Here is a 23,824-nt window from a genome sequence, read left to right as displayed (position 1 = left end):
GAAGCAGAGGACCTTCGCATTTTCGAGAACTGCGAAGGGACACCCACTTTCGAAAAGTGCGTAGGGAAACCAATTTCGAAGGTGCGTGCTTTGTATGGCCCCAGCCTTGCGAGTAGCCCTTGCCCTATCCATTAGCATGTGCTTATCTTGTGATTCGCTCATACGAAGACCGAAGGAGATTCTATGCGAACCCTCAAGACGCTCGCCGCTTCCGCCGTTCTCGCCATTGCCGGTGCCAGTGGTGCAGCTCAGGCTGCCGAACCCAACAAGCTGTTCGTAAGCCTGACCTCGGCCGACGACCACACCCAGTTCATGTCCATGGTGCTGGCGAACCAGACCATGAGTCAGGGTCAGGAGATCCGCGTGCTGCTGTGCGGCCCGGCCGCTACCATGGCCACCGAAGACTTCGACGGCCCGACCATGGAGCCCGCCGGTCGCAACGCCCAGCAGCTGCTGATGAACCTCATCAACAACGGTGCCAAGGTGGAAACCTGCGCGATCTTCCTGCCCAACACTGACTACACCGAGGCGGACCTGCTGGACGGCATCACCCCCGCCGATCCGGAAGAAGTCGGCGCCTACATGGCCGACCCGAGCGTGCGCTTCTTCTCCAACTGATCCCCCGCGCAGGATCACGTCAGGGCCCTCTTCGGAGGGCCCTGTTGTTTTCGACTCCAAACCTGGCGAGCAACCGGCTGGGCATTACGGCCCTCCACTTCGGGTCCCTTCTCGGCGTCTGCGGAATGGATCCATCTGCGTAACCCGGTGAAACGAGCCCGGCAGGGAAATCCCAGCGTCACACAGCTCGAGCTTGTCTTTTCGCTGGTACCCTGAAAGCATCTGCGAAGAACCACACAGCGCCTTCGCCGCCACGAGAACAATGCCATGAACAGCGGTCGAGACCTGCTGGACGGACTAGCCCAACTGACGGGCATACGTGATGCCCAGCGACTGGAACACAGTCTGCTCAAGACCCTGGACGACATCTACGAGTCCGCCTGCACCCGGACCATCCGGTTCGATGCCGAAGGCCGCCCCCGGAGCCTGCACTTCTACGATCGCAAGCGCGACGCGGTGATGAGCGTGCCCTTCGACCCCGAACATCCCTTTGTGCCCGCGGGGCTGCTGGATCAGGCACTGGCCAGCGGACACTGGGTCGCGGATCAGGACGAAGCGGGTCGCGCGATATCGATCTTCCCGATGTCGGGACTCAAAGAATTCAGCATCTGCCTGGTATTCGCCTTTGACCGGCACCTGGGCAGCAAGCGAGTGGACCAGCGCCTAGTGGAAAGCTTTCTCCTGGTCTATCGCAATTTCGTCAATCTGATTGATGATGCCCAGACCGACGCGCTCACCGGGCTGCTCAACCGCAAGACCTTCGATGACAATTTCCATGATCTGACAACGCTCGAGCGGATCAGCCCGATGCCGGGATTGCCGGAAGACCGCCGCCAGCTGCAAGAGCCGGGGCAGACCGGCGTCTGGCTGGGCGTGATCGACGCCGACGACTTCAAGAAGATCAACGACGGTTTCGGCCATGTGTATGGCGATGAAGTACTGATCCTGCTCGCGCGCCTGCTGAAACAAAGCTTCCGCGAGAACGACCTGGTCTACCGCTTCGGCGGCGAGGAATTCGTGGTACTGGCCGAGTTCGCCGACGCCAGCCAGGCCATTGCCACCTTTGACCGGCTGCGCCGCGCTGTAGCCGAGTACCCACTACCACGGGTAGGGCGGCTCACCACCAGTATCGGCGTGACGCGGCTGGCGCCCTACAAGACCGCCAGCGCGGCACTCGACGAGGCCGACCAGGCCCTGTACCACGCCAAGGCGCACGGCAAGAACCGAGTCTGCCTGTATGACCGGCTGGTCGAGGAAGGTGCAATCAAGCCCACGCCAATCGAGGCGGGCGAGATCGAACTGTTCTGACCCCGCAGCCGTGCGGGACACTGCACGGCCTGCCGGAATACTGGGCGACCTACAGCGCCCGTGGACAGCGGGGAAGTCGAGCGCCGCCTGGCCGCGCTGGCGCATAACGTAGTCGCGCACAACCTCCTCTGAATGCAGCTTGAGCTTGCCGACCCACAGCGCATCGCTGTTTCACCTTCACCGAGGCTGCACGCATCCTCCTCGGGCAGGGCGCGCTAGACCCTTACGGAGCCTCCACCTCGTCGACGTCCTGGCGCAGCAGGTCCAGGCGCTCCTGCACGGCCTCGGGGTAGTCCGCCTGATGGCGGCCGCCCAGGTGTTCGGCCAGGAAGGTTTCCAGCCCGGCGAAGAAGGCGAGCCGGTTGGTCTGGTCGACCAGGCCGTGGCCCTCGTCCGGGGCCAACAGGTATTCGACCGGGTGCCCGGCCTCGCGCAGCGCCGCGACGATCTGGTCGGACTCCTGCTGCTTCACGCGCGGGTCATTCGCGCCCTGCCCGACCATCAGCGGGGCCTGGATGTTCTCGACGTGGAACAGCGGCGACTGCGCCTTGAGGCGCTCGCGGTCTTCGGGGTCTTCCGGATCGCCGACGCGGCCGTGCATGCGGCGGATGCCGGCCTCCCAATACGGCGGGATGGACTCCATCAGCGTGATCAGGTTGGACGGCCCGACCATGGAGATGCCGGCGGCGTACAGCTCGGGCGTCCAGGTGAGCCCGGCCAGGGCCGAGTAGCCCCCATAGGAGGCCCCGAAGATCGCGACCCGGTCGGGATCGGCGATGCCCTGGTCGATCAGGTATTTCACGCCGTCGGTGACGTCGTGCTGCATCACGCCCGTGCCCCACTCCTGGTTGCCGGCGTTGAGGAACTCCTTGCCGAAACCGGAGGAGCCACGGAAGTTGGGCTGAAATACCGCATAGCCGCGGTTGGCGAGGAACTGCACGGTGCCGCTGTAGCCCCAGGTATCGCGAATCCACGGGCCGCCGTGCGGCATCACCACCAGCGGCAGGCCTTCCGGCTCCACGCCATGTGGCAGCGTCAGGTAGCCGGGGATCTCCTGGCCGTCGCGCGCGGTGTAGCGGATCGGCTCCATCGGCGCGAGGTGCTCGCGCGGCAGATCCGGGCGCCCCTCGTACAGTAGTTCGATCTCGCGCGCCTCAGTGTTCGCCAGATAGACGCTGCCCGGGTCGGTGTCCCGGATGACCCCGACCGTCCAGAGGGACTCGTCACGGGTGCGCGAGGTGATCTCCAGCTCGCCCTCGCCCAGCTCTTCGCGCAGCCACTCCAGGTGCGACTCGAAGTCCTCGTCATGGGCATAGATGCGCTGGCGATCCCCGGTGTACACGGTGGCCAGTAGGCGATGGTCCCGGTCGGAGAACTTCGCGCCACCGAGGTCGACTTCGCCCTCCGGGTCGCGGTGCACCAGCTCTTCTTTGCCGGTGGCCGGGTCAAACAGGACCAGCTCGACCAAGTCACGCTCGTCCCCCGCGTTGGTGCGCATATAGAGCCGCTCGCCGTCGGGGTGGAAGTTGGCGATGGAGCAGGTCTCGCCGAACGCGCAGGTGTAGATGGACTCGAACTCGTCCTGCGACTTCACGCGCAGGATCTCGGTGCCCGCGTCGTCCGTGGTGCGCACCGCCTTGCGCAGTTCGCCTTCGTGGAAGCCCCAGCCCTCGATCTCGGCGGTGTTCTTCGCCACAAGCGTCTTCTCGCCGGTCTCCAGCGATACGCGATAGACATCGTGCAGGCGCGGGTCGCGTTCGTTCAGCCCGACGAAGATGTACTCCGGGGTCGAGCGCGGGACATGCTGCACCCGCGCCTGCACGCCATCACCCCCGGCGAGCCGGCGCGACTCGGGGATGCCATCCTGCCCGGCGGCGTCCTCCAGCGCGATCACGCGCAGTTCCAGGTTCTCGTCGCCGTCGCGATCGCGCACGAAAATCAGGTGCCGCCCGTCGCGCGACCAGAAAAAGCCCATGATGGAACGCGGCTCCTCGGTCAGCGGACGCGCCGACTCCAGGGGCTCGCCCCGCTCCATCAGGTGCAGGTTCATCGCACCCTCGTGGGCGCTCACCAGTGCCACGTAGTCGCCATCCGGCGAGATGCGCCCGGCGGCATGCTGCGGATCGCGGAAGAACTGCTCCAGCTCGAGCAGCGGCGGCGCCTCGCCCTCGGCCCACGGGCCTTCGTTACCCTCCACGAGTTCGGCCTCGACCCCGGTCTCGGCAGCGCCAACGGCCGGTACGGCGAACAACGCCAGCGACACGCTCAACGCGATGGCCGCAGGCGACCTGCGCCGCTTCGTGATCCAGTGATTCGCCAACCGCTCACCCGTGGACTGCATGCCTGTCTCCCGTTACGTGCTGCACCAGCGACAGCCACGCACGCCCACGGGTTCCCGACAAGGCCCGGAATCGCCGGACAGTCAACGAATCGCCAAAATACGACAGGCCCCTAGTCCTTCCAGCCGCGAAAGCCCTCACGTACCGAGAGACAGCGTGCATAGCCCAGCTCCCGCAGCAGTTCGGCGGCGCGCAGGCTGCGCCGACCGCTGTTGCACAGGCACAGCAGGATCTGATCCTGCGTCACGTGGTAGCGATTGATCAGCGAGAGGAAGTGCTGAAAGTCGCGATCATCCGGCTCGTCCGCGTCCAGCAGCTCCTGCTCCTCCTCCGAGATCTCGCGCCCCAGCAGCTGTTTCAGCCGGAACAGCGGCACCGACACCGCGCCTTCCACCTCACCCTCCAGCTCCAGCTCGAAGGGCTGGCGGATATCCAGCAACACGGCCAGGCCGATATCGACCAGTTCGCGCGCCGAACTGACGCTGATTTCCAGTTGCGGGTCGTTCGTCTCGTTCGCCATGAAGGCTCCTTTGCACTCGGGGTCGGAAAGGTCGGGATTAGGCACACTAAAAATGCCACGATTCACATGGATTTGCCTTTTTCGGGGTGCCTGGGTAGCATCCTTATTTCTTTAATTCTAACAGACACTTATCAAACGATGGAGCTCACGATGACGGGAACCCTCACTTAGGCCGGGCGCCGAATGTTCCGCGCCCGGCCCATGCCTTCTTCTAACACCTGAACAGGAGATGCGACCGTGGCGCGCAAGAATTCGTCTTACCTTCGTCAAGCCTACGATTCCCAGGTCAATCGCTGGGTCCGCCAGGACTACTGGGGCGCGATTGGCACACCAGTCGACCTGGCCTCGCTACTCGAGAAGATCGAGAGCGAGACACCCCATACGGACACAGCTCCCCAGTGCGGGAAAGTCATCCAGGCTGGCTGCTGCGTCCGGTTACTGGACCTGCAGACCGAGGAAACCTATCTGGTCGAGCTTTGCGAGCCGGAGCATGCCCAGCCCGAGCGCGGCAAGATATCGATCCTGTCCCCTCTGGGCTCGCGTCTGCTGGGGCTGCGCAAGAACTCGCTGGCCGAGATCACGCTGCTCCGTAGCCGACTGCGATTCCTGGTGATCGAGATAGTGGCACCGGGGCACAATCCCGACCAATAATCCATACATGCCTGCCGGAGGTTCACGCCCCGGCAGGCAGAATACCGTGTCCGTGTGCTGCCTCTTCATCTTCGCGAGAGGCTTTGGGCACAATCATTCCATAGCGGGGCCGCCACCAATTCCTTGCACCCTGCCCGAGGAGGATGCGTGAGGCTTTGGTCGAAGTGGAAAAAAGGCGGTGCGCTGCTGGCCGACGTGCTCAAGCGCAACGGGATCGACCCTACGGCCGCCGCTGCCCAGGAGGTGTTCAGCAAGATCCTGAACGAGGCCGAGGCGGCAGCCGATACACGCCTGAAGAACGAGCCGGCCGACGGAAGCCTCTCGCCCGACGAGCACAACACACGCTGGGAGGCGCTGTTCTTCGAGGAGATCCGCGCCCGGGCCAAGGGCTACGCCCAGTCGGTGCGCAACCCGCGCAAGGATTAAACCGGCCACATTGCCTGGTCCATTTCGTGGCGCCCGTCGCACTTCGTGCTACCCTCCGCCGCGTTTCCCGTTCCTCCGGTCCCTCCCATGAAATTTTTCCGCCTGATCAGCGTTCTCGAGGGTTTGTCGCTCATTACCCTGCTGTTTATCGCGATGCCTCTACGCACCTATGCGGATATGCCGCTGGCCGTCACCTATGTCGGCTGGGTGCACGGCATCCTGTTCATCATCTACGGCGCGACTTCCCTGATCGCCAGCCACCTTAGCGGCTGGCCGGTGTGGAAGTGGCTACTGGTCCTGTTCCTCGGCGTCGTGCCGTTCGGCTTCCTCTACGTGGATTACCTGATCCGCCGCGAGGCTTCCCCCAGCGGGGAGGCCGAGACGGCCTGAACCCGCCTGTCATCGCTCGGGGCCCTGCCTCGAGCGGCGGTCGCCACACCTGGTCATCCCGGCCGAAGCGAAGCGTAGAGCCGGGATCTCATGCACCGGCAAGCCCCACCGACCGCACCCATCCCGCGAGCGGAGATCCCGGATAACCGCTGCGCGGTTTCCGGGATGACTAGCGGGTGCTGGGTGACGGGTGCGCCGTGGGTCACAGGTGCGCCGCGGCTTCCGCACAATGGGCTTTGGCGTGCTTTAATCGGCGCCTCATCCCGCCGATAGCGAAGCCGCCATGATTGCCGTGATCTTTGAAGTGGAACCGCATGCCGAGCGCAAGCAGGACTACCTGGACGCGGCCGCGCGCCTGCGCGAGCACCTGAAGGACGTGGACGGCTTCATCTCCATCGAACGTTTCGAGAGCCTGAGCCAGCCGGGCAAGGTGCTGTCGCTGTCGTTCTGGCGCGACGAGCACGCGGTGCGCCAGTGGCGCAACCTGGAGGCGCACCGTCAGGTGCAGGCGGCCGGGCGCGGCGGCATCTTCGTCGACTATCGCCTGCGCGTGGCCGAGGTCGTGCGCGACTACGGCATGCACGACCGCGACCAGGCCCCCTCCGACTCCCGCGCCGCCCACGGCTCCTGAAGCCTGCCTGCGGCGCGGCGATCACCGCCGCCTGTTGCGGGCGCTGTCCCGCTCGGGCCGGAGTCAGTCGCTGTCGCGCACGATGATGCGGCCCTGCATGTAGGGGTGCGGGGCGCAGATGTAGTCGTAGGTGCCCGGCTCGGTCAGGGTGACGCTGTCGCTCTCGGCGTGTGCCAGCAACTCAGTGGCGAACGACTGCGGACCGCTCAGGGCCACCGCGTTGTGCGCACCGGAGGTCTCGCCGTGTCCGTAGGTGAAGACATCCTCGTTAACCCAGGTGATCTTGGTGCCGGGCGCCACCTCGACGATCTTCGGGTAGAAGGCATTGCCCTTCATCTCGATCACGACTTCCTCGATATCCGAGCTGAACCGAACCGGCCGATCGGCCCGCGCGGGTACCGGGTTGGCATCGGCGTCCGGGATGCCGAATGGCGAAAGAATTCGCCGCGCTTCGCCAATCCGCTCTTCCAGTTCCGCCGGCTCGTAGCTCGGGCCCTCGGCCAGGATCTCGGAAGGCGTATCGGCGTCCGCACGGGCATCCAGCAGCCCGATGGCACCGCGACTGGTGCCCCCCACGCCATGATCCAGCATGGTGTAGACGCCCTCCTCCGGGGGTATCCGGAACTCGATCACCCAGGAGTCCGAGGGGCCCGCGGTGACCGTCTGCCCGCCGGGCCACATGGCCTCGGGGTGGCCCTGCCAGTACACGTAGTCCCAGACGATGCCGACGATATGGAAGGTCGAGAGCAGGTTGGGCCCCACGTTCAGGAAGTACATACGCACGTAGTCGCCCGGGCGCACGGGGATGGGGTTTTCCACGTAGCGGAACAGCTCGCCATTGAAGGCGGTGTAGCTGGGATCGCCCTCCACCGCTTCCTTGCCACTGGCGTACAGCTCGTGCTGCAGCATGTAGAGCTTCAGATCGGGTTCCTGGCCCAGGTCCTCTTCCAGCTGGTACGGCTTGTCGCGCGGCTCGACCACCATCATCCCGTACTGGCCGAACATCACGTGCATGGGGATCGCATGGCCGCCCGGCGCACAGTGATACATGAAGACCCCCGGCGTGGTGGCGCGGAAGGTGATCGACTTGGTCTGCCCGGGCATGATCGAACCGACATGCTTGGAGGTCTGGGTGTAGGCGGCATGGAAGGACGCCCCATGCATCACCGCCCCGCTATTGGTGATCTCCATGCGCACGATGTCGCCCTCGGTCACGCGCAGGGTCGGGCCCGGCAACTGGCCGTCGATCAGAAAGCCGTCGTAGACCACGCCCTGCCCAATCGGTACCTGGCCCTCGTTGAGGTCGATCCGGAGCACATGATCCGGCTCGACATCCTGCGAGACGTACCCGGTCGGTCGCGTCTCCAGCGCCTCGTCGCGTTCGATGATCTCGATAAAGTCGCTGTCACCAAAGAGCTCGCTGAAATCCGGGCCCGGCGACGCCTGCGCCGCGGAGGCCACCCACCAGAACAGTCCGGTCACGCACCAGAGCACGAGGTGCATACCCCGATGGCGGTGACCCATGGTCGAAGATGCTGCTTCTGTGTGTTTCATGGCGCTTTCCCCCGGGCCGCGTGCACGGCACCCCATACAAACCTGTATTGCCTATATACCTATTTCTAGACGCTCGGAACGAAGTTGCGCAAGTCACGCGCCCATGGGGCTACCGATAATTGCCTTGAATACGGCCCGTCACCGCCCATGGAAACGGCCTTAGCGCTGGCCTATAGGAACTTCTTTACCTCCCGGAAAGGAGAACGGTCATGGGCATCGTCGAGGAGTTCAAACAGTTTGTGGCGCGCGGCAATGTCATCGACATGGCCGTAGGCGTGATCGTGGGGCTGGCGTTCGGGCAGATCGTGTCGTCGCTGGTGTCGGACGTGCTGATGCCGCCCATCGGCCTGCTGGTCGGCGGGGTCGATTTCTCGGAGCTGATGATCGTGCTGCGCGAGGCGGAGAACGGCGTGGCCGCGGTGACGATCAATTACGGCATCTTCATCAAGCGCGTGGTGGACTTTCTGATCATCGCGATGGTGGTGTTCGCCGCGATCAAGATGATTGGCCGGCTGCAGCGCAAAAAAGATGCCGCGCCCGCCGAGCCGCCCGCCCCCAGCAACGAGGAAAAGCTGCTCGCGGAGATCCGCGACCTGCTGAAGTCGAAGTAGCGGCGAGGGAGGCCCCCGCCGCCAGTTGGCATCAGAAGTCCTCGAACTCCATGGTGCGGAAGACGCGGCCGGCGTTTTGCCGGTGGAGCTCGTCGTAGGTGTCCAGGTGGCGGTAGGCCGACTGGTCGATGTTGTAGGCATCGTTCAGCGTGCCACCGGTATCGAGGATCTCCTGCACCTCCTCGCGCAGGAAGACGAGGTAGTCGCGGGTGTACTTGCGCAGCTGCTCCAAGTCGGTCACCGGGCCGCCGTGGCCGGGGATGATGTAGTCGGCCTCGATCGCCTCCAGCTTGTCCCAGGTCTCGATCCAGCCGGCGGTGTCGGTGTACTCGAAGATCGGCAGCATGCGCTCGTGGAAGGCGAGGTCGCCGGTGATCAGCGTCTTGCGTTCCGGGGCCCACAGGGCGATGTCCCCCGGGGCATGCGCGGGACCGAGGTAGAGCACCTCGATAATCTCGCCCCCCATGTCCAGCTCGACGCGGTCCTCGAAGATCTTGTCCGGCGTGCCGAGCTCGGTCAGGAACGCCTTGTCACGGGTGCGGTTCGGCGCGCCCTCCAGGCTGCGCTGGCCGTTCTGCTCGATCTCGCGCGCGGCGTCCTCATGCGCGATGACGGTGGCGCCCTGCTCCTGCCAGTAGGTCATGCCGAGCATCGCATGTCCCTGGGCGTTTTCCAGCACCACGTACTTCACCGGCTGGTCCGTGCGCTTCTTGATCTCCTCGTGCAGGGACTGAGCCAGCAGATAGTTGTCGCCGGCGTTCATCACCACCACGCCATCGTCGGTGATGATGAACGACAGGTTGTTGTTATGGCCCGAATTCTCGTAGGTCGAGGGCTGCGTGGCACCGATCGCGGACCACACGCCATCGGTCACCTCCTGGGGCATAGCGTAGAGGAAGGAATCCAGCGCCTTGTCGAGCACGTACAGCGGCAGCTCGGCCTCCTTCCACTCGGGGAAGCCGCCGGCGTAGTTGTGCACGTTGGTATACCCCATGCGCTCGAGCGTCTGCGCCGCGAGGGCGGAGCGGCGGTTCTCGTCGCTGTAGACGACGATCGCCGTGCCCTTGTCAGACACCGCACCCGGGATGCGAAACTCCAGCTCGCCCCGCGGGATGTTGAGCGTGAGGTGCGAGCGGATCTGCCCGCCGCCCAGCTCGATCTCCTGGTGCGAGCGCACGTCGATCAGGACATGGTCCGGCTCGTTCGCGATCAGCTCGCGCAGGGCCTCCTGGTCGATACTGGTGACCTCGGCGCGGGCCTCCTCGACCAGGGAATCCGCGGTGATCTCGTCCCCCTGCGCGACGGTTGCCGCCGCGAACAGGGCCAAAGCCAGCCATGATGTACGCATCGGGGTGTCCTGTTGTTGCCGGATGTGATTCCCTGAACATAGACAGCCACGGCGCGAGCTTCCATAACAGCGCCCGGCAACGGAACGCCCAGCCCAAGGGGTACAGGAGAAACCACCATGACAGACGCCGCCGAGCTGGCGCGACTCAAGGAACGGATCGATCAACTGGCCGGGATGGCCGCCGATGAACATGCGGCTGCGGCACGCACGCTCGCCGACGAGCTGAAGGGAGAGCTGGCGGCACGGTCAAGTGGCGATAAACCCGCCTCGGGAACCAGCCAGGCGGACCATTCAGGGGAGTTGCGGGCACCCCGGGAGACGAATCTGAGATGCCCGCGCTGCACGCTGCATTCGTTCAACTTCCAGCCCGGCTCGATGCGCACACGCGATGACGGCGCGGGCTACGAGGCGCGCTTTCACTGCATGAGCTGCGGCTTCGAGGACTACGCGCCGTTCAAGCCCCGCTGAGGGAAACGCTGAGCGGGCCTGGGGCCGCGTGATCAGCGTGGATGCGTGTGCAGCCAGGTGCGCAGGCGGCGGGTCTTCTCGACCATGCGCCAGAGGGAACGGCTGTTGTTGTAGCGCGAGACGTGCTGCAGCGGTACCCAGAGGATGTCGTGCGATTCGTGGCTGCCGGGGACCGGAAGGCGGTCGTCGATCTCCAGCAGAAAACGCACGTCGATGTGCTCGTGCATCGGGAAGTGCGGGCTCGCCGGGATCGTGTGGATGTCGAGGTCGAAGACGTCCTCGGCCACCAGGTGGATATGTTCCCGCGCCAGGCCCGTTTCCTCGTGGATCTCGCGCAGGGCGACCTGCAGGATGTCCGACTGGCCATCGGCATGCCCGCCCGGCTGGAACCACCGGTGGTGCTTGCCATGCAGCAGGAGCAGCGCGCGCTCGCGATCCGGGCTGACCACCCAGGCCGAGCCGGTCACGTGCGCCGGCAGGAGATCGCAGTGGAAGCAGTCCGGATGGGCCTGCACGAAGTCCAGTGCGCGGCGCACAAAGCCGGCTTCCTCGATGAACGGGGTCTGGTGATGGGCGAGCAGCTCGAGCAGTTGCGCGCGATGCATCTTATGTTCCGGCGGGGTTGTGCAGGGCGTGGATCGCCGCCCGCGCCGCCTCGTCGATGTCCGCCTCGGAGCCGGCCAGCGTCAGGCGGCCAAACGCGCCCACCGCGCGCACGTCGATCAGCGAGACATGGGAGGCCTTCAGCGCCTGATTGGCCGCATAGATGATGTAGCCGGCCGGCTCCGCCTCGAGGATGAACATGCTCTGGTCGGGCAGGATCATGTTGCCGCGCCGGTTCTGGCGGTTGATCAGCACCGTGTGGTCCGGCGTCATGCCGCGGATCGTCTCCTGCCACGGGATACGGCAGGGCTGGCGATCGGACTGATCCGCCCCCAGGCGCTGCAACAGCACGCGACCGGCCTCCTGCACATCGCTCTGGTCGCGATGGTGGATCACCATGGAACCGAACTCGCGCTCCACCACCTGCTGCGCGAGGTGCACCCGGGTGGCCTTCAGCGCGACGTCGGTCAGCCGGTGCACGGCCATGCCCGGCGACACCTCCACCCACAGGCACGCGTCCCCCGGCACGGGCAGAAAGCCCTGGGAGACGGTGGCCATGTATTCCGCCAGCTGGGGCTGGAGGGAATCCATGTAGACGTAGGTGCGCAGTTTGATCATCGATTCGCTCAGGGCCGGGGCAACGCCCCGTTAGCCCCCGCGCGGCGCGGCCCGGGCCCGCGCGGGAATCCGCACACACGAATTTGAGCCGCCAGAAAACCGCCGGCTTGTTCGCGCACACGGGAGATATAGAGGGGCGTATTGTGAACGCAGCGGCCCCGAACCTCAACGCCAGACGCTCCTGCGCTGCGCGAAACGGCGCATTTTTGTGACACGGCGGAACGACAGTGAGGGTGGCTGGCTCTACTCTCGAGACAGGACATCCATGGTTTTGCGCCCTGCCCGGGAGCCTGTATGAGCATCAACCAGGAAACGGACCTGAGTCGCCATCACGAACCGCGCGATTTCTCCGACCGTGTCGCACGCGCCTTCACATCGCTGATGCGCCTGTTCGCCGACACCTTCTTTGCCCGCCGCTACGGGCACCGCGCCGTGGTGCTGGAAACCGTCGCGGGGGTCCCCGGCATGGTCGGCGCCACACTGCAGCATCTGCGCTCGCTGCGCCGCATGGAGAACGACCACGGCTGGATCCGCACGCTGATGGACGAGGCCGAAAACGAGCGCATGCACCTGCTCACCTTCATCGAGATCGCCTCGCCCAACTGGCTGGAGCGGCTCCTGATCATCGTGGCGCAGGGGTTCTTCTACACGCTGTATTTCCTGATTTACGTGGTCTCCTCGCGCACCGCGCACCGGATCGTCGGCTACTTCGAGGAGGAGGCCGTGATCAGCTATACCGATTACCTGGAGGAAGTGGAGACCGGTGCGATCGAGAACATCCCGGCACCGGATCGCGCCATCCAGTACTGGGACCTGCCGGAGGGCGCACGCCTGTCCGATGTTATTCGCGCCGTACGCGAAGACGAGGCCGGCCATCGCGACGTCAACCACGGCTTCGCCGACCTGCTCAACAACAAAACCTGAAGCTGCGACACACACCCGCATGCCCTTCCGCCCGCCACATGCGGATCGCCCCCTTCCCTGACCACTCCCTAAAAACGGGCTTGACCCTGCCGTTAAACTCTCTGCCCCGAGCACAATCGCCCGGGATCGAAGTACTAACGAAAGGACTTGCCCATGCCCCGTTCGCTGAATATCCGCTCCCGACTGGCGATCACCATCATCGTCCCTGTGCTGGCACTGCTCGTGGTCGCGCTGATGGCAGGACGCGGCATCGCGACCATCGAGGATGGGGTGCAGAGCATCTACGACGACCGCGTAGTGCCGCTGCAGCAGCTCAAGACGATCGCGGACAACTACGCGATTCTAGTGATCGACGCGGTGAACAAGGCCGACAACGGCCTGATGTCGGCCGAGGAAGCCCTCGACGGGGTCCAGACCGCCCGCGCCGAGATCGACGAAATCTGGGAGCGCTACATGGCCACGACGCTCACCCCCCGAGAGGAAGAGCTGGCCACCGCCGCCATCGAGGAATTCCAGGCAGCCAATGCCGATCTCGACCGCCTGGAACAGGCCCTGTCCGGGATGACCGGCAACGTCGAGGGCGAGCTGGGCGCGTTCAACGGCCCGCTGTACGACACCATCGACCCAATCAGCGACCGCATAACCGAACTGGTCGACCTGCAGATCGAGGTTGCCGGCGTGGAGGCGGAGCGTGTATCGGAGGTCTACGGCCAGGTACTCCTGCGCACCGGCATCGTGCTGCTGATCGTGCTGATTGCGGTCGTCGTGATCGGCACATGGACCTACCGCGCGATCGCCACCCCGGTGTCGCGGATGCGCGAGACCCTTTCTGCAATCGTAGAGAATCACGACTTGTCACAACGGGTCGAGATCGGGAACGACGACGAGATCGGGGCCACTGCCCGAGCCCTGAACGGCATGCTCGAGCAGTTCGAGGGATCGATCCGGGAACTGCGGGGCCTGACCGACCAGATGGCCTCTGCCGCGGAGCAGCTCTCTGCCGTCAGCAGCCAGACCAACAGCAACGTCGACCAGCAGCAGTCGCAGACCGAACAGGTCTCCACGGCGATGAACGAGATGGCCGCCACCGTGCAGGAGGTCGCACGCAATGCCTCCGATGCCGCCTCGTCCAGCCAGGAAGCGGATCAGGAATCCCGGGACGGGGGCGAGGTCGTGCGCTCGGTGGTCAAGGAGATCGGCCGACTGTCCGGCGAGGTCGCGACCATCGAGGGCACCGTCCGCAGCCTCGACGAAAAGGGCCAGCAGATCGGCTCGGTGCTGGATGTAATCCGCGGGATTGCCGAGCAGACCAACCTGCTGGCGCTGAACGCCGCGATCGAGGCCGCCCGCGCGGGTGAACAGGGTCGCGGCTTCGCGGTGGTCGCCGACGAGGTGCGTACCCTCGCCTCCCGCACCCAGGACTCCACCGCGGACATCCAGGCCATGATCGAGGCCCTGCAGGCCGGCACACGGGAGGCCGTCAACGCGATGGGGCGCGGGCGCGAAATGGCGGAATCGACCAGCCACGACGCGGAACGGGCCGGCGAGGCACTGGAATCGATCGTTCAGGCGGTGGGACGCATCAGTGACATGACGACCCAAATCGCCAGCGCGGCCGAGGAACAGAATGCGGTGGCCGAGGAGATTAACCGCAATATCGCCACCATCAACGACCTCACCGGCGACACCTCCCGTGGCGCGCAACAGACCTCCACGGCCAGCCAGGACGTCGCCGGCATCGCCGCCCGCGTGCGGGACCTGGCCTCGGCCTACCGCATCGCCTGACGCGGCATGGGCACAAAAAAGGCCGTCACATCCCTGTGACGGCCGAAAAAGGGACCGTGTGAGAGGTCCCGGAGGTGCTCAGTAGACCGGAACCAGCGCGTAGCCCTGATTCTGGTAGCCCATCACGGCGATGAAGCCGCTGCGGACCGGCTTGATCGCATCGAGGACCTTGTCGTTGTCCACCCCATAGGCACGCGTGGCCGCGGCACAGACCTCCATGCGCACGCCCAGCTCGTCCAGGCGTTCGACGGCCTTCGCGATCTCCTCCAGCGTGTCGCCGTGGTCCATCGCGATCTCGGGCTCGGGGTCGGTGGTGATGAACTTGACCGCCTCGGCGATGAACACCATGCGCAGGTCCGGTTCCACGCCTTCCTTCACCAGATTCTCGTGATTGGTGGCGATGCCACGGAGGTAGGCGAGCATCACGTCGGGGTCGGACTTGCGCATGTCGTAGACCGCGCGCATGGTCTCGATGCCCTGGGTGGCCTCGCGGTTGTCCAGGCCTTCTGCATTCGCCTTCGAGATCAACCCGAGAGGCAGCAAGGCGGCCAGCAGCAGGATCAGGATTCGGTTTCGCATGAGCTATGTCTCCTTTGGGGTTGGGGCCCGCTTGTCTTGTTTTCGGGCCCGGTGTGGCCGCATTAGGCGGCTCAGTAGATCGGGATCACTGCGTAGCCCTGGGCCTGGTAGCCGGTCAGCGAGACGAAGGTGTTGCGCACTGGCTCGATGCCCGGCAGCAGTTCGCCGTGATCCACCCCGAACAGGCGGGTGGCAACGGCGCACGACTCCATCCGCACGCCCTTCTCCTTCAGCGCGGCAATGTGTTCCTCGATCGCATCCAGATGGTCGAACTCGGTCAGCTCGAAGCGCTCGCGATCCTCGCTGACCATCGTCACCGCCCGACCACGAAAGGCAAGGATCATGTCCGGCTCGACGCCCTGATCGGTCAGGTCGTTGAAGGTCTCGCGGATTACCATCAGATACAGCGCAAGCAGCTCTGGGTCATTGTTGTTCAGGTCAAACACGACCCGGCCCTGGTCGACACCCTCCAGGGCCCGGGTATCCGTCGGTTCCGCATGCGCGGACAGTGACACCACGGACAGCGTCAAGATCAGGGAAAGAACAGCCAGCATTTTCATTCTTCGGTCTCCTAGGTGGGGTGGTTTGTGGCCGCAGGCGGATCACTCGCAATCGCCCGCCAGGCCGCGTCCTGCATCGACGCGAGGTAGCACGACAGGGGCTCTTCGAGGACGCCGTCCAGATGAAGGTGGAGCAGGCGGATCGCCCCGCCAAACGCCACGGTGGCAGCGACCGGGACTTCGATAGGGCGAACCTCGCCGGAGGCAATGCCCTGCTCGATGCACTCGCGCATCCGCAGGAAGGGCCGCGACGAACAAACGGGCGGCTCGTTTGGCAGAAACTCCCGATGGCGCGCCTCGAGCACGAAGCGCATGGTTCGGGGATCGTCGGTCGCCGCCCGAAACATGAAGGCGATGATGCCGTCGCAGCGCGCGCGGCACGTCCGCTGCTGCTCCATCACCTCGCGCAGCCCGCTATCCATCCGCTCCAGCAGGTCGTCGTACAGGGCCTTGGCCAGCGACTCCTTGTTGCCGAAGTGGTGGTAGATCGAGCCGATCGAGACCCCGGCCTCGCGCCGAATGTCGTGAATCGAGGTGTTGAAATACCCGGCCGTGCCGAACAGCTCCAGCGCCGTTTCCAGCACACGCTGGCGCAGCGCATCCCCGCGCAGATTCTCCTGTACCGCAGCCGACATGTCGCACCCTAGAACGAACGTTCGTTCTACCCTATGACAGAAACACGGCGATTGCCATCCCCAACGCGGCACGCGCGAAAACGTGTCGCTTCTGCCAACATCAGGGCTCAGGGGGAATCAATGACCGATTCAGATAATCCGCACACCCAGGCCATGACGCCTGGATCCGGCCGACGCCAATGGCTTGTGTGGCTGGCGATCGGGCTTGTGGCCACCATTGCCTATGTGGCCATGCCTTACGGCCACACTGCCGCGGCCTTGTATGTAGCGGCAAGCCTTGGCGCCGCCGCCGTGGTTGCGGCCTCGCTGTTTCGTGACCGGGGCCCCTGGTGCCGTTCGGCCTGGATCCTGATCGCGACCGCCCTGCTCCTCGGAGGTACCGGGCACCTGATCTGGTATGTCCTGGATCTGCAGGGCCTTGAGCCGTTTCCGGCGGCGCCGGACTTCCTGTACCTGGCGGTGTATCCGCTATTCATTGTCGCCCTGTGGCGACTGGGCGGCCCCACGGACCGGCACGATGGTGCCCTGGGCGACGCCCTGATCGTCGGCATCTCCGCGGCGGTGCTCGCCTGGGCGCTGCTGATCCAGCCCTATGTGTACGATCCGGAACTGACCAGCCTCCAGCTGCTGGTGTCGGCCGGCTACCCAGTGTTCGACCTGATGCTGCTGCCACTGGTACTGCGCCTGGTGTTTCGCTACAACACGCACATTGATGGCCAGCTGTTGCTGCTGCTCGGCGTTCTGGCCTATCTGAGCGCCGACCTGCTCTACGCCCATGGGAACTCCACCGGCTGGTATCAGCCCGGCGGACTGACCGATGCCGGCTGGCTGATCGCCTATACCCTGTTCGCCGCAGCCGCCTGGCACCCCTCGACCCAGGTAAATCCGGAGGACCGCACCGGCAGCCATGAGCTCTCCCGCCGCAGGCTCTACATCCTGGGTTCTGCGGCGGTACTGGTGCCGGGGATCATCCTGTTCACCGCCGGGGTGGATACCGACACGGTGCGCGTCGCCGCCGGTGCCTCCATCCTGATCTTCCTGCTGGTTCTGGTTCGCATGAGCGGCCTGATCCGGGAGACCCAACGCCAGGCCCAGGCGCTGGAGCAACTCTCGCGCACCGATCCTCTCACCGGCGCGGCGAACCGCCGACAGCTGGAAACCGTTCTCGAGGAAGAACTTGCGCGTGCCCGGCGTCTGGACACACCGCTCACCCTAGCCTTCATCGATCTGGATTACTTCAAGCAGTACAACGACCAGCACGGCCACGCGCAGGGTGATCGCCTGTTGCGCGACCTGGTCGCCGCCTGGCATCAGGAACTGCGCCCCAGCGACACGGTCGCCCGCTACGGGGGCGAGGAGTTTGTGGTGGTGCTCCCTCACACCGGTCCGGATCAGGCGCGCACGGTCATCGAGCGCCTCCGTCAGCGCACCCCGAACCAGCAGACCTGCTCCGCTGGTATCGCCTTCGCCGAGCCGATGGAAACAGCGGAAGGCCTGCTCCGGCGCGCGGACCGGGCCTTGTACCGGGCCAAGGACGAGGGCCGCAACCAGTCGCGGTTCGCCACGCCGGACGACGCTGCGCCGGCCCCATCCTGAACGTCGCCCGCCGCGCCAATCCCGCAAGGGCAACGTCCGCCAAGAACACGATAGACAGACCCTAAACGCATTGGTTATAGTTCGCGCACCCTCAGGGGAGTAGTCGCTCCGGCAGCGCCGGAGGCATGCGTCAACATCCTTGGCCCTCGGGCCATGGCGTATGCAGCCCGTCCGAAGGCGCCCCGGTGCGCCTCCGACAAGCGGCCTGACGAGACCTGTGGCATCGATATCCGCCTCGCGTGATCGCGAGGACAGCCCGTGGGCGGGCGGCGGATGGCGATGTCACCGGCTCTGCGTTGCGCCGCCCGCCCCGGAATTGCATTCATGGAACTCTTTCTGCTGTCCATCGTGGCCGTGGCCATCGCGGAGATCGGCGACCGCTCGATGTTCCTGGCGGCCGTGTTCGGCATGCGCTGCCGCAGTGCCTGGGCCGTATTCTGGGGTATGGCCACCGGCCTCTTCCTGAACCAGTTGTTGTCCGCCGTGGTCGGGATCTGGCTGTTCGCGGTGATTGCCACCGACTGGCACCTGTGGGTGGTCGGCGCGGCCTTCCTGATCATGGCGATCTGGGTCCTGTTCCCGGAGGACGAGGAAGACGAGCAGGCGCCCAAGGCGCGCAGCGCCTTCTTCGCCGCCGCGGTCGCCTTCTTCCTGTTCGAGATGCTGGACAAGACCCAGCTGGCGGTCGTCACCCTGGCCGGGGCCTCCGGCGCCCTGCTGCCCGTCGTACTGGGCGCCACCGTGGGCATTCTGCTGATCACCACCCCGGCCCTGATCCTGGGCAAGCGCTTTGCCGCGCGCATCCCCGCCGCGCCGATGCGCTTTGTCGCCTCCGGCATGTTCCTGCTGATCGGTCTGTGGACCTGGGCCGAGGCCGGTAACTGGATCCCCGATCTTGGCCTTCCGGACCTCTCGGGCTTCCTGATGCAGGCGGTCGAGAACCACCAGCAGGGGCAATAACGCAAGGCTGCGCTCGCGGGAGGCCGAAATCTCCTGATCCCGCGGGTGCGCTCCGTTCGCCGCGTTATTGCATCAACTCGCGTACCGTGTCGATGACCTCCGGATCATCCCACTCAATGGCGCTGTTAACCGAATAGCGGATGCGCCCCTCGCGGTCGAGGATGAACGAGCTGGGGAAGGCGAATACCCGCCAGCCCGCCGCCACCCGGCCGTCGAAATCCATCAGCACCGGAAAGTCGACCTGCACCTCGTCCATGAACTCGGCGATGTGTTCCGCGCTTTCCTGGTAGTTGACCGAGACGATCTCGAAGCCCTCGCCCAGCTTCTCCGCCATGCGGTTCATCGACGGGATCTCGTGTACGCAGGGCGGACACCAGGTCGCCCAGAAGTTCAGCAGGATCACGTCCCCGGCATAGTCGCTCAGGGACTGCTCGTCCCCCAGGTGATCCGTCAGCGTGAAGTCCTCCATCGGCGGGGTGTGATCGCGTTCCACCAGACCGCGGTGGGCCTCCACGGTCGACTCGCGCTCCGGGAGCGGACTTGCCGCGAGCGGGCGCGGCATGGTCGCCAGCAGGTTGCCCGCCCGACGTAGCTGACGCGCCAGCTGATCGGTAGCGGCGCGCTCCTCGGCACTGGGGTCGCCGCGACGCAGGTAGTAGAAGTCGCGCACCTCGGGGACCATCTGCACGAACACCGGGCTGCCGCCCCCGCGCAGGGCGCCGAGGATCTCGTCGAGATACCAGCGATAGACCCCCAGTTCCGGCTGCAGGATGAAGACCGGCAGGTTGGTGGCACGTGCCACGTCCACGTACTCGGCCGGCGCCCCGGCCACGGGTGTGTCGACCATCAAGTTGGGGGAGCCCAGCGTCGCGCCTATCAGGTAGGCGCTGCCGGGTTCGCCGAGCTGCCAGTGGCGCATGCCGCGCAGCGCGACGATCGACGGGCGTCCGGAGGCCACCACCATCACCTCCTTGCCCGTCTCGTGGTGCGCCTCCCGGATCAGTGCGGCCACGCCCTCACCATCCAGGCTGCGCATGCTCTCATTGGTACGGGGCAGGAAATACGCGTCCAGCAGGTCAACCATCCACACCTCGATACCCGAGGCGACCAGTTCGCGCGCCAGCCGATCATGGTTCTCGTGTTGCCCTGCCTGAGGCAGCAGCCACAGATACAGACGCTGGCCCTCGGCCGGATACAACGTCACGTCGAAGGCGGCGCCGGAGTCGTCCGTGACCACCCGTGATTCGGGGTCGGCCTGGGCGGCTGCCGACCCCATAAGCAACAACCAGCAGACCCATACCCAGAGGCTCGCACTCCGGAACCCACCCATCCTGCTTACTGTTGCCTTCATGCAGCCACTGCCCTCATCAACAGCACCGGCCGAGCCGGCACCTGCTATGTTCAATATATCGCGCGCGTCGACCCGCATTGCCGCAACGGGAGGTGCGCATGCGCCGAGATCGGCCCTTGCTACACGGGATTTGTTCGTTTCTCGTATTCGGCCTGACCACGGTTCCGGGCGAACCCGGGGGCCGCTGACCGGGCACCGGCTGTCCGTATAATGGGGACATTCCGATTGCGCAGGGAGCGTTATGCAGACCCCGGACGATGCCGCACAGTTGCTGGACGCCCTGCAGGATGACAGTCCGTGCGATCTCGCCGAGACCCTGCGCCGTATCGTGGACTGGCTGCGCCCAGACAACCCCCGCAACGTCGCGCCGGTCATTGCCCGGATCGAGAGCCTGACGCTGGCGCTCCAGGAACAGCCCATGGTTCGCGAACGCCTGCGCGAACGTCTGGAGACCGGCCTGGAGGACGCCCGTCACCTGACGCTGTACACCGGCGTGGGGCTGTTCTCCCGCAAGGGCTTCTTCCGCGAGGCCGCGGAACTCCTGTACGAGCGCATCAATCCGCACCCGATGGACCGCGCGGATCTTCGGGACGTGCTCTACCACGTCTTCCACAACCCCGATGACGCGATCTGGGTATCGGCGCTGCCGGACGATGCCTGGTCCCGGCTGCTCGGGGCGCTGGGCTGCCTGTCCGGCGAACACCCCGGCGTGCTGGACCGCGCCCGCAGCGAGACGCTCTACGCCCTGGAGATGCTCTCGATCTGGATCGCCGCCGAGGAACTGGAACCGGAGCTGCTGCGGCTGGATCCGTCGATTGCCGAGCGCAATTCCGCCTTCGTCGCGCAGGAGCGCGAGATCTCCGCCTATGTGCGCGACTACCGTGCCTGGCTGCAGGACCCCGGCCACGAGCGCATGGACGACGCCCATGCCCGCGTGCTGCTGGAACAGTGCGGGGATCAGATCCTGCGCCTGCGCCGGCGGGCGATCACGCATGGCAGCAGCCTGTCACTGACCCATCTGCTGGAGCGCCTGGACCAGACGCTGTCGCGCATCCACAAGCTGCTGGACCTGCTCGAGCCGCGCGAGGAGGCACACACACGCACCACCGCGGTGGGCGTGTTCCGCGAGCTGGTCACGGCCAGTGCCCGCCGCCACGGGCTGCGCGCGCTGTGGCAGGACAACATCCGGCTGGTCTCGCGCAGCATCACGCAGCATGTCTCCGACACCGGCGAGCACTACATCACCCGTGATCGCGGCGAGTACCTGACGATGCTGCGCTCGGGCGCCGGTGCGGGCCTGATCATCGCCTTCATGGCGCTGATCAAGATCCAGGTGGAATCCCTGGGCCTGTCCGAGGGCTGGAACGCCTTGTGGGTCAGCCTGAACTACGGTCTGGGCTTTGTGCTGATCCACATCCTGCACTTCACCGTGGCGACAAAGCAGCCGGCGATGACCGCCGCGCGCCTCGCGGCCGCGATCGAGGAGAACGAACGCGGCACGGCCGACGCCTCGAAGCTTGCAGAGCTGCTGGTACGGGTGGGCCGCTCTCAGTTCGCGGCCGTGTTGGGCAATGTCGGCGTGGCACTCCCCACGGCCCTACTGATCGGAATCTTCGCGGCCTGGGGTTTCGGCACACCGATCCTGTCGGGCACCGAGACGGATTACCTGCTGGACGGCCTGCGCCCGATCCTGGGCCTGGCGCTGTTTTTCGCGGCCATCGCCGGGGTCTGGCTGTTCGTCTCTGGCCTGATCGCCGGGTTCTTCGACAACCGCTGCGCCTATCTCGACCTGCCCGGGCGCCTGCGCGAGCACCCGCTGCTGCAGCGGCTGCTGCCAACCACCACCCGTCACCGTCTCGCCGACTGGGTCGGATACAACTACGGCGCGGTGCTGGGCAATTTCCTGTTCGGCATGCTGCTCGGCATGACCGGCTTTGTCGGCTACCTGCTGAACCTGCCGCTGGACATCCAGCATGTGGCCTTCGCCTCCGCCAACCTCGGCTACGTGACCGCCAGCGAGTCGATCGGCGTGTTCACCTTCCTGCTGTTCCTGGTGTTCGTGCTGCTGATCGGCGCGGTGAACCTGTGGGTCAGCTTCGGCCTGGCCCTGTACGTCGCCCTGCGTGCCCGCGGCGTCCGCATCGGGGCCTTCGACCGCGTGCTGAAGGCCTACGGCCGACACCTGCGCCGACACCCGACGCAATTCCTGCTCCCACCACGAGGTGGCGAGGCACAGGAAGGTGACGAGGCGCCGCCCAGGTGAAGCCGGCATGATGCGCGTCTGGTGGATCGTCCTCGCCGCCTTCTGGCTGGCCTCCTGTGCCGGCAGTCCGCCGCAGCCGGCCGTGGACGATGCCCCGGATGAACGCCCGGACGCCGAGGTGCTGGAAGCCGCAGACGGGACCCGCCTCCCGCTACACCGCTGGGGACCGGAAGAGCCCCGCCGGGTCGCCCTGGCCCTGCACGGCTTCAACGACCACGGCGGCAGCATGGCGGCCCTGGGCGAGGCCCTTGCCGAGCACGAGATCGCCGTCTACGCGTTTGATCAGCGCGGCTTTGGCGCCAACCGCGATATCGGCCGCTGGGCGGGCTATCAGACGATGGCCGAGGACGCACGCACCGGGCTGCGCATCCTCGCCGAGCGCTATCCCGACAACCCGCCCTACCTGATCGGCAAGAGCATGGGCGGGGCCGTGGCCCTGGTGGCCGCCACCGGCGAAGACCCGCCGCCCATGCGCGGGACGGCGCTGATCAGCCCGGCCGTCTGGAGCCGCGATCAAATGCCCTGGTACCAGCGCTTCGGCCTCTGGGTTGGCGCCCGCATTGCCCCCGGCATGCGCCTGACCGGCGAGATGGCGGCGGAATTCGATATCCGGCCCACCGACGACCCGGCGGTCCTGGAGCAGATGCGCGATGATCCGCTGGTCCTGCGCGATGCCCGCATCGACGCCCTGGACGGACTGACCACGCTGATGGGCCGCGCGCTGAGTGCCGGAGATGCTCTCCCCGCCCCAAGCCTGCTGCTCTACGGCGCGAAAGACGACCTCGTGCCACCCGGGCCTACGGCGGTGCTGGCCGAACACCTGGCCGCGACCGGCGACCCCGGCCACCGCATGGTGCTCTATCCCGAGGGCTACCACATGCTCACGCGCTACACCCGTTCCGCGGACACCTTTGGCGATCTCGTTGCCTGGATGCTGGACCCCGAGCCCAACCTTCCCTCCGGCCACGAACGCGCGCCCGAGACCATGGTGCAGAACCTGCAAGAACTCGACACGCAACGCTGATTCGCGCCGACCGGCCCACCCCGGCGAAAGGGCCACAAAAGTTGCATCGCTTGCGCATGTGA

Annotated in this window: 24 protein-coding genes and 1 riboswitch; of the genes, 14 read left to right on the top strand and 10 right to left on the bottom strand. The window is 65.7% G+C overall.

Annotated elements, in window-relative coordinates:
- The first annotated feature begins 183 nt into the window (after positions 1–183).
- On the top strand, positions 184–618 hold the full coding sequence (locus C936_RS0109055; RefSeq protein WP_018137879.1) for a DsrE family protein: 435 nt from the start codon (positions 184–186) through the stop codon (positions 616–618).
- A gap of 267 nt (positions 619–885) precedes the next feature.
- Entirely contained in the window at positions 886–1,926 is a 1,041-nt protein-coding gene (locus C936_RS0109050; protein ID WP_018174830.1) for a diguanylate cyclase, read from the top strand.
- A gap of 223 nt (positions 1,927–2,149) precedes the next feature.
- Here the strand turns inward: C936_RS0109050 and C936_RS0109045 are convergent, their stop codons facing one another.
- Both C936_RS0109045 and C936_RS0109040 read right to left on the bottom strand, forming a co-directional pair.
- Positions 2,150–4,267 carry a S9 family peptidase gene (locus C936_RS0109045; protein ID WP_018174829.1) on the bottom strand — a complete coding sequence of 706 codons (2,118 nt, stop codon included), beginning with the start codon at positions 4,265–4,267 and terminating at the stop codon, positions 2,150–2,152.
- 110 nt (positions 4,268–4,377) lie between these two features.
- The gene (locus tag C936_RS0109040) at positions 4,378–4,785 is read right to left on the bottom strand and encodes a rhodanese-like domain-containing protein (protein ID WP_018137876.1); all 408 of its coding nucleotides are present in this window, start codon (positions 4,783–4,785) and stop codon (positions 4,378–4,380) included.
- 237 nt (positions 4,786–5,022) lie between these two features.
- Here C936_RS0109040 and C936_RS0109035 point away from each other — a divergent pair, with 237 nt between their 5' ends.
- The 4 genes from C936_RS0109035 to C936_RS0109020 all read left to right on the top strand — a co-directional run bounded on the left by C936_RS0109035 (position 5,023) and on the right by C936_RS0109020 (position 6,883).
- Entirely contained in the window at positions 5,023–5,436 is a 414-nt protein-coding gene (locus tag C936_RS0109035) for a GreA/GreB family elongation factor (RefSeq protein WP_018174828.1), read from the top strand.
- Positions 5,437–5,583: 147 nt separating this feature from the next.
- Positions 5,584–5,862 (top strand): hypothetical protein, encoded by a 279-nt coding sequence (locus C936_RS0109030; protein WP_018174827.1) that lies wholly within the window; start codon positions 5,584–5,586, stop codon positions 5,860–5,862.
- An 87-nt stretch (positions 5,863–5,949) separates the two neighbouring features.
- Positions 5,950–6,252, top strand: coding sequence for a DUF3817 domain-containing protein (locus C936_RS0109025; protein ID WP_018137873.1), 303 nt, complete (start codon positions 5,950–5,952; stop codon positions 6,250–6,252).
- A 283-nt stretch (positions 6,253–6,535) separates the two neighbouring features.
- On the top strand, positions 6,536–6,883 hold the full coding sequence (locus C936_RS0109020; protein ID WP_018174826.1) for an antibiotic biosynthesis monooxygenase: 348 nt from the start codon (positions 6,536–6,538) through the stop codon (positions 6,881–6,883).
- Between the two features lie 63 nt (positions 6,884–6,946).
- On the opposite strand, the gene C936_RS0109015 is transcribed toward C936_RS0109020, so the two are convergent.
- Complete coding sequence (locus C936_RS0109015; RefSeq protein WP_018648964.1) at positions 6,947–8,407, bottom strand: plastocyanin/azurin family copper-binding protein; 1,461 nt, start codon at positions 8,405–8,407, stop codon at positions 6,947–6,949.
- Positions 8,408–8,646: 239 nt separating this feature from the next.
- Here C936_RS0109015 and mscL point away from each other — a divergent pair, with 239 nt between their 5' ends.
- The gene (gene mscL / locus C936_RS0109010) at positions 8,647–9,048 is read left to right on the top strand and encodes a large-conductance mechanosensitive channel protein MscL (RefSeq protein ID WP_018137870.1); all 402 of its coding nucleotides are present in this window, start codon (positions 8,647–8,649) and stop codon (positions 9,046–9,048) included.
- Between the two features lie 31 nt (positions 9,049–9,079).
- Here the strand turns inward: mscL and C936_RS0109005 are convergent, their stop codons facing one another.
- The gene (locus C936_RS0109005) at positions 9,080–10,396 is read right to left on the bottom strand and encodes a rhodanese-like domain-containing protein (protein ID WP_018174824.1); all 1,317 of its coding nucleotides are present in this window, start codon (positions 10,394–10,396) and stop codon (positions 9,080–9,082) included.
- 117 nt (positions 10,397–10,513) lie between these two features.
- Between C936_RS0109005 and C936_RS0109000 the strand changes: the two genes are divergently transcribed.
- A complete protein-coding gene (locus C936_RS0109000; RefSeq protein ID WP_018174823.1) occupies positions 10,514–10,864 on the top strand; it encodes a hypothetical protein in 351 nt (116 codons plus the stop codon).
- 32 nt (positions 10,865–10,896) lie between these two features.
- On the opposite strand, the gene C936_RS0108995 is transcribed toward C936_RS0109000, so the two are convergent.
- Both C936_RS0108995 and C936_RS0108990 read right to left on the bottom strand, forming a co-directional pair.
- Positions 10,897–11,469, bottom strand: a complete 573-nt coding sequence (locus tag C936_RS0108995) for an NUDIX hydrolase (protein ID WP_018174822.1) — start codon at positions 11,467–11,469, stop codon at positions 10,897–10,899.
- Between the two features lies 1 nt (position 11,470).
- The gene (locus C936_RS0108990; protein WP_018137866.1) at positions 11,471–12,085 is read right to left on the bottom strand and encodes a microcompartments protein; all 615 of its coding nucleotides are present in this window, start codon (positions 12,083–12,085) and stop codon (positions 11,471–11,473) included.
- A 294-nt stretch (positions 12,086–12,379) separates the two neighbouring features.
- Between C936_RS0108990 and C936_RS0108985 the strand changes: the two genes are divergently transcribed.
- Together C936_RS0108985 and C936_RS0108980 are read left to right on the top strand one after the other, a co-directional pair.
- On the top strand, positions 12,380–13,009 hold the full coding sequence (locus C936_RS0108985; protein WP_018174821.1) for an alternative oxidase: 630 nt from the start codon (positions 12,380–12,382) through the stop codon (positions 13,007–13,009).
- A gap of 153 nt (positions 13,010–13,162) precedes the next feature.
- Positions 13,163–14,794 (top strand): methyl-accepting chemotaxis protein, encoded by a 1,632-nt coding sequence (locus C936_RS0108980; protein WP_018174820.1) that lies wholly within the window; start codon positions 13,163–13,165, stop codon positions 14,792–14,794.
- Positions 14,795–14,872: 78 nt separating this feature from the next.
- On the opposite strand, the gene C936_RS0108975 is transcribed toward C936_RS0108980, so the two are convergent.
- From C936_RS0108975 to C936_RS0108965, 3 genes are all read right to left on the bottom strand, one after another.
- On the bottom strand, positions 14,873–15,373 hold the full coding sequence (locus C936_RS0108975; protein ID WP_018137863.1) for a DsrE family protein: 501 nt from the start codon (positions 15,371–15,373) through the stop codon (positions 14,873–14,875).
- A 71-nt stretch (positions 15,374–15,444) separates the two neighbouring features.
- Complete coding sequence (locus C936_RS0108970; RefSeq protein ID WP_018137862.1) at positions 15,445–15,933, bottom strand: DsrE family protein; 489 nt, start codon at positions 15,931–15,933, stop codon at positions 15,445–15,447.
- 11 nt (positions 15,934–15,944) lie between these two features.
- Positions 15,945–16,568 carry a TetR/AcrR family transcriptional regulator gene (locus tag C936_RS0108965; RefSeq protein WP_018174819.1) on the bottom strand — a complete coding sequence of 208 codons (624 nt, stop codon included), beginning with the start codon at positions 16,566–16,568 and terminating at the stop codon, positions 15,945–15,947.
- Positions 16,569–16,754: 186 nt separating this feature from the next.
- On the opposite strand from C936_RS0108965, the gene C936_RS0108960 reads away from it, so the two are divergent.
- Together C936_RS0108960 and C936_RS0108955 are read left to right on the top strand one after the other, a co-directional pair.
- Positions 16,755–18,164, top strand: a complete 1,410-nt coding sequence (locus C936_RS0108960) for a diguanylate cyclase (RefSeq protein WP_018137860.1) — start codon at positions 16,755–16,757, stop codon at positions 18,162–18,164.
- 89 nt (positions 18,165–18,253) lie between these two features.
- A riboswitch (yybP-ykoY riboswitch) is annotated at positions 18,254–18,371 on the top strand.
- A 117-nt stretch (positions 18,372–18,488) separates the two neighbouring features.
- Positions 18,489–19,124 (top strand): TMEM165/GDT1 family protein, encoded by a 636-nt coding sequence (locus C936_RS0108955; RefSeq protein WP_018137859.1) that lies wholly within the window; start codon positions 18,489–18,491, stop codon positions 19,122–19,124.
- Positions 19,125–19,188: 64 nt separating this feature from the next.
- Here C936_RS0108955 and C936_RS0108950 read toward each other — a convergent pair whose 3' ends face one another.
- Positions 19,189–20,361 (bottom strand): TlpA disulfide reductase family protein, encoded by a 1,173-nt coding sequence (locus C936_RS0108950; protein ID WP_018137858.1) that lies wholly within the window; start codon positions 20,359–20,361, stop codon positions 19,189–19,191.
- Positions 20,362–20,716: 355 nt separating this feature from the next.
- Here C936_RS0108950 and C936_RS0108945 point away from each other — a divergent pair, with 355 nt between their 5' ends.
- A complete protein-coding gene (locus tag C936_RS0108945) occupies positions 20,717–22,738 on the top strand; it encodes a site-specific recombinase (RefSeq protein ID WP_018137857.1) in 2,022 nt (673 codons plus the stop codon).
- Positions 22,739–22,745: 7 nt separating this feature from the next.
- Positions 22,746–23,762: an alpha/beta fold hydrolase gene (locus C936_RS0108940; protein ID WP_018174817.1), complete on the top strand. Its 1,017-nt coding sequence runs from the start codon at positions 22,746–22,748 to the stop codon at positions 23,760–23,762.
- The last annotated feature ends 62 nt before the right edge of the window (positions 23,763–23,824 follow it).

The organism is Thioalkalivibrio sp. ALJ4 (assembly GCF_000377225.1).
In the GTDB taxonomy this organism is placed as follows: Bacteria; Pseudomonadota; Gammaproteobacteria; order Ectothiorhodospirales; family Ectothiorhodospiraceae; genus Thioalkalivibrio.
Note: the sequence above shows the minus strand (reverse complement) of the source record. Positions and strands in the feature narration are given on the sequence as shown.

Bases quoted from the DNA above. Each gene is read 5' to 3' on its own strand.
- C936_RS0109020 (WP_018174826.1), top strand. From the start codon at position 6,536: ATGATTGCCGTGATCTTTGAAGTGGAACCGCATGCCGAGCGCAAGCAG.
- C936_RS0109045 (WP_018174829.1), bottom strand. From the start codon at position 4,267: ATGCAGTCCACGGGTGAGCGGTTGGCGAATCACTGGATCACGAAGCGG.
- mscL (WP_018137870.1), top strand. From the start codon at position 8,647: ATGGGCATCGTCGAGGAGTTCAAACAGTTTGTGGCGCGCGGCAATGTC.
- C936_RS0109055 (WP_018137879.1), top strand. From the start codon at position 184: ATGCGAACCCTCAAGACGCTCGCCGCTTCCGCCGTTCTCGCCATTGCC.
- C936_RS0108945 (WP_018137857.1), top strand. From the start codon at position 20,717: ATGCAGACCCCGGACGATGCCGCACAGTTGCTGGACGCCCTGCAGGAT.
- C936_RS0108980 (WP_018174820.1), top strand. From the start codon at position 13,163: ATGCCCCGTTCGCTGAATATCCGCTCCCGACTGGCGATCACCATCATC.
- C936_RS0108975 (WP_018137863.1), bottom strand. From the start codon at position 15,373: ATGCGAAACCGAATCCTGATCCTGCTGCTGGCCGCCTTGCTGCCTCTC.
- C936_RS0108970 (WP_018137862.1), bottom strand. From the start codon at position 15,933: ATGAAAATGCTGGCTGTTCTTTCCCTGATCTTGACGCTGTCCGTGGTG.
- C936_RS0108995 (WP_018174822.1), bottom strand. From the start codon at position 11,469: ATGCATCGCGCGCAACTGCTCGAGCTGCTCGCCCATCACCAGACCCCG.
- C936_RS0109050 (WP_018174830.1), top strand. From the start codon at position 886: ATGAACAGCGGTCGAGACCTGCTGGACGGACTAGCCCAACTGACGGGC.
- C936_RS0109005 (WP_018174824.1), bottom strand. From the start codon at position 10,396: ATGCGTACATCATGGCTGGCTTTGGCCCTGTTCGCGGCGGCAACCGTC.
- C936_RS0108955 (WP_018137859.1), top strand. From the start codon at position 18,489: ATGGAACTCTTTCTGCTGTCCATCGTGGCCGTGGCCATCGCGGAGATC.
- C936_RS0108940 (WP_018174817.1), top strand. From the start codon at position 22,746: ATGATGCGCGTCTGGTGGATCGTCCTCGCCGCCTTCTGGCTGGCCTCC.
- C936_RS0109000 (WP_018174823.1), top strand. From the start codon at position 10,514: ATGACAGACGCCGCCGAGCTGGCGCGACTCAAGGAACGGATCGATCAA.
- C936_RS0108990 (WP_018137866.1), bottom strand. From the start codon at position 12,085: ATGATCAAACTGCGCACCTACGTCTACATGGATTCCCTCCAGCCCCAG.
- C936_RS0109025 (WP_018137873.1), top strand. From the start codon at position 5,950: ATGAAATTTTTCCGCCTGATCAGCGTTCTCGAGGGTTTGTCGCTCATT.
- C936_RS0109040 (WP_018137876.1), bottom strand. From the start codon at position 4,785: ATGGCGAACGAGACGAACGACCCGCAACTGGAAATCAGCGTCAGTTCG.
- C936_RS0108965 (WP_018174819.1), bottom strand. From the start codon at position 16,568: ATGTCGGCTGCGGTACAGGAGAATCTGCGCGGGGATGCGCTGCGCCAG.
- C936_RS0108985 (WP_018174821.1), top strand. From the start codon at position 12,380: ATGAGCATCAACCAGGAAACGGACCTGAGTCGCCATCACGAACCGCGC.
- C936_RS0109015 (WP_018648964.1), bottom strand. From the start codon at position 8,407: ATGGGTCACCGCCATCGGGGTATGCACCTCGTGCTCTGGTGCGTGACC.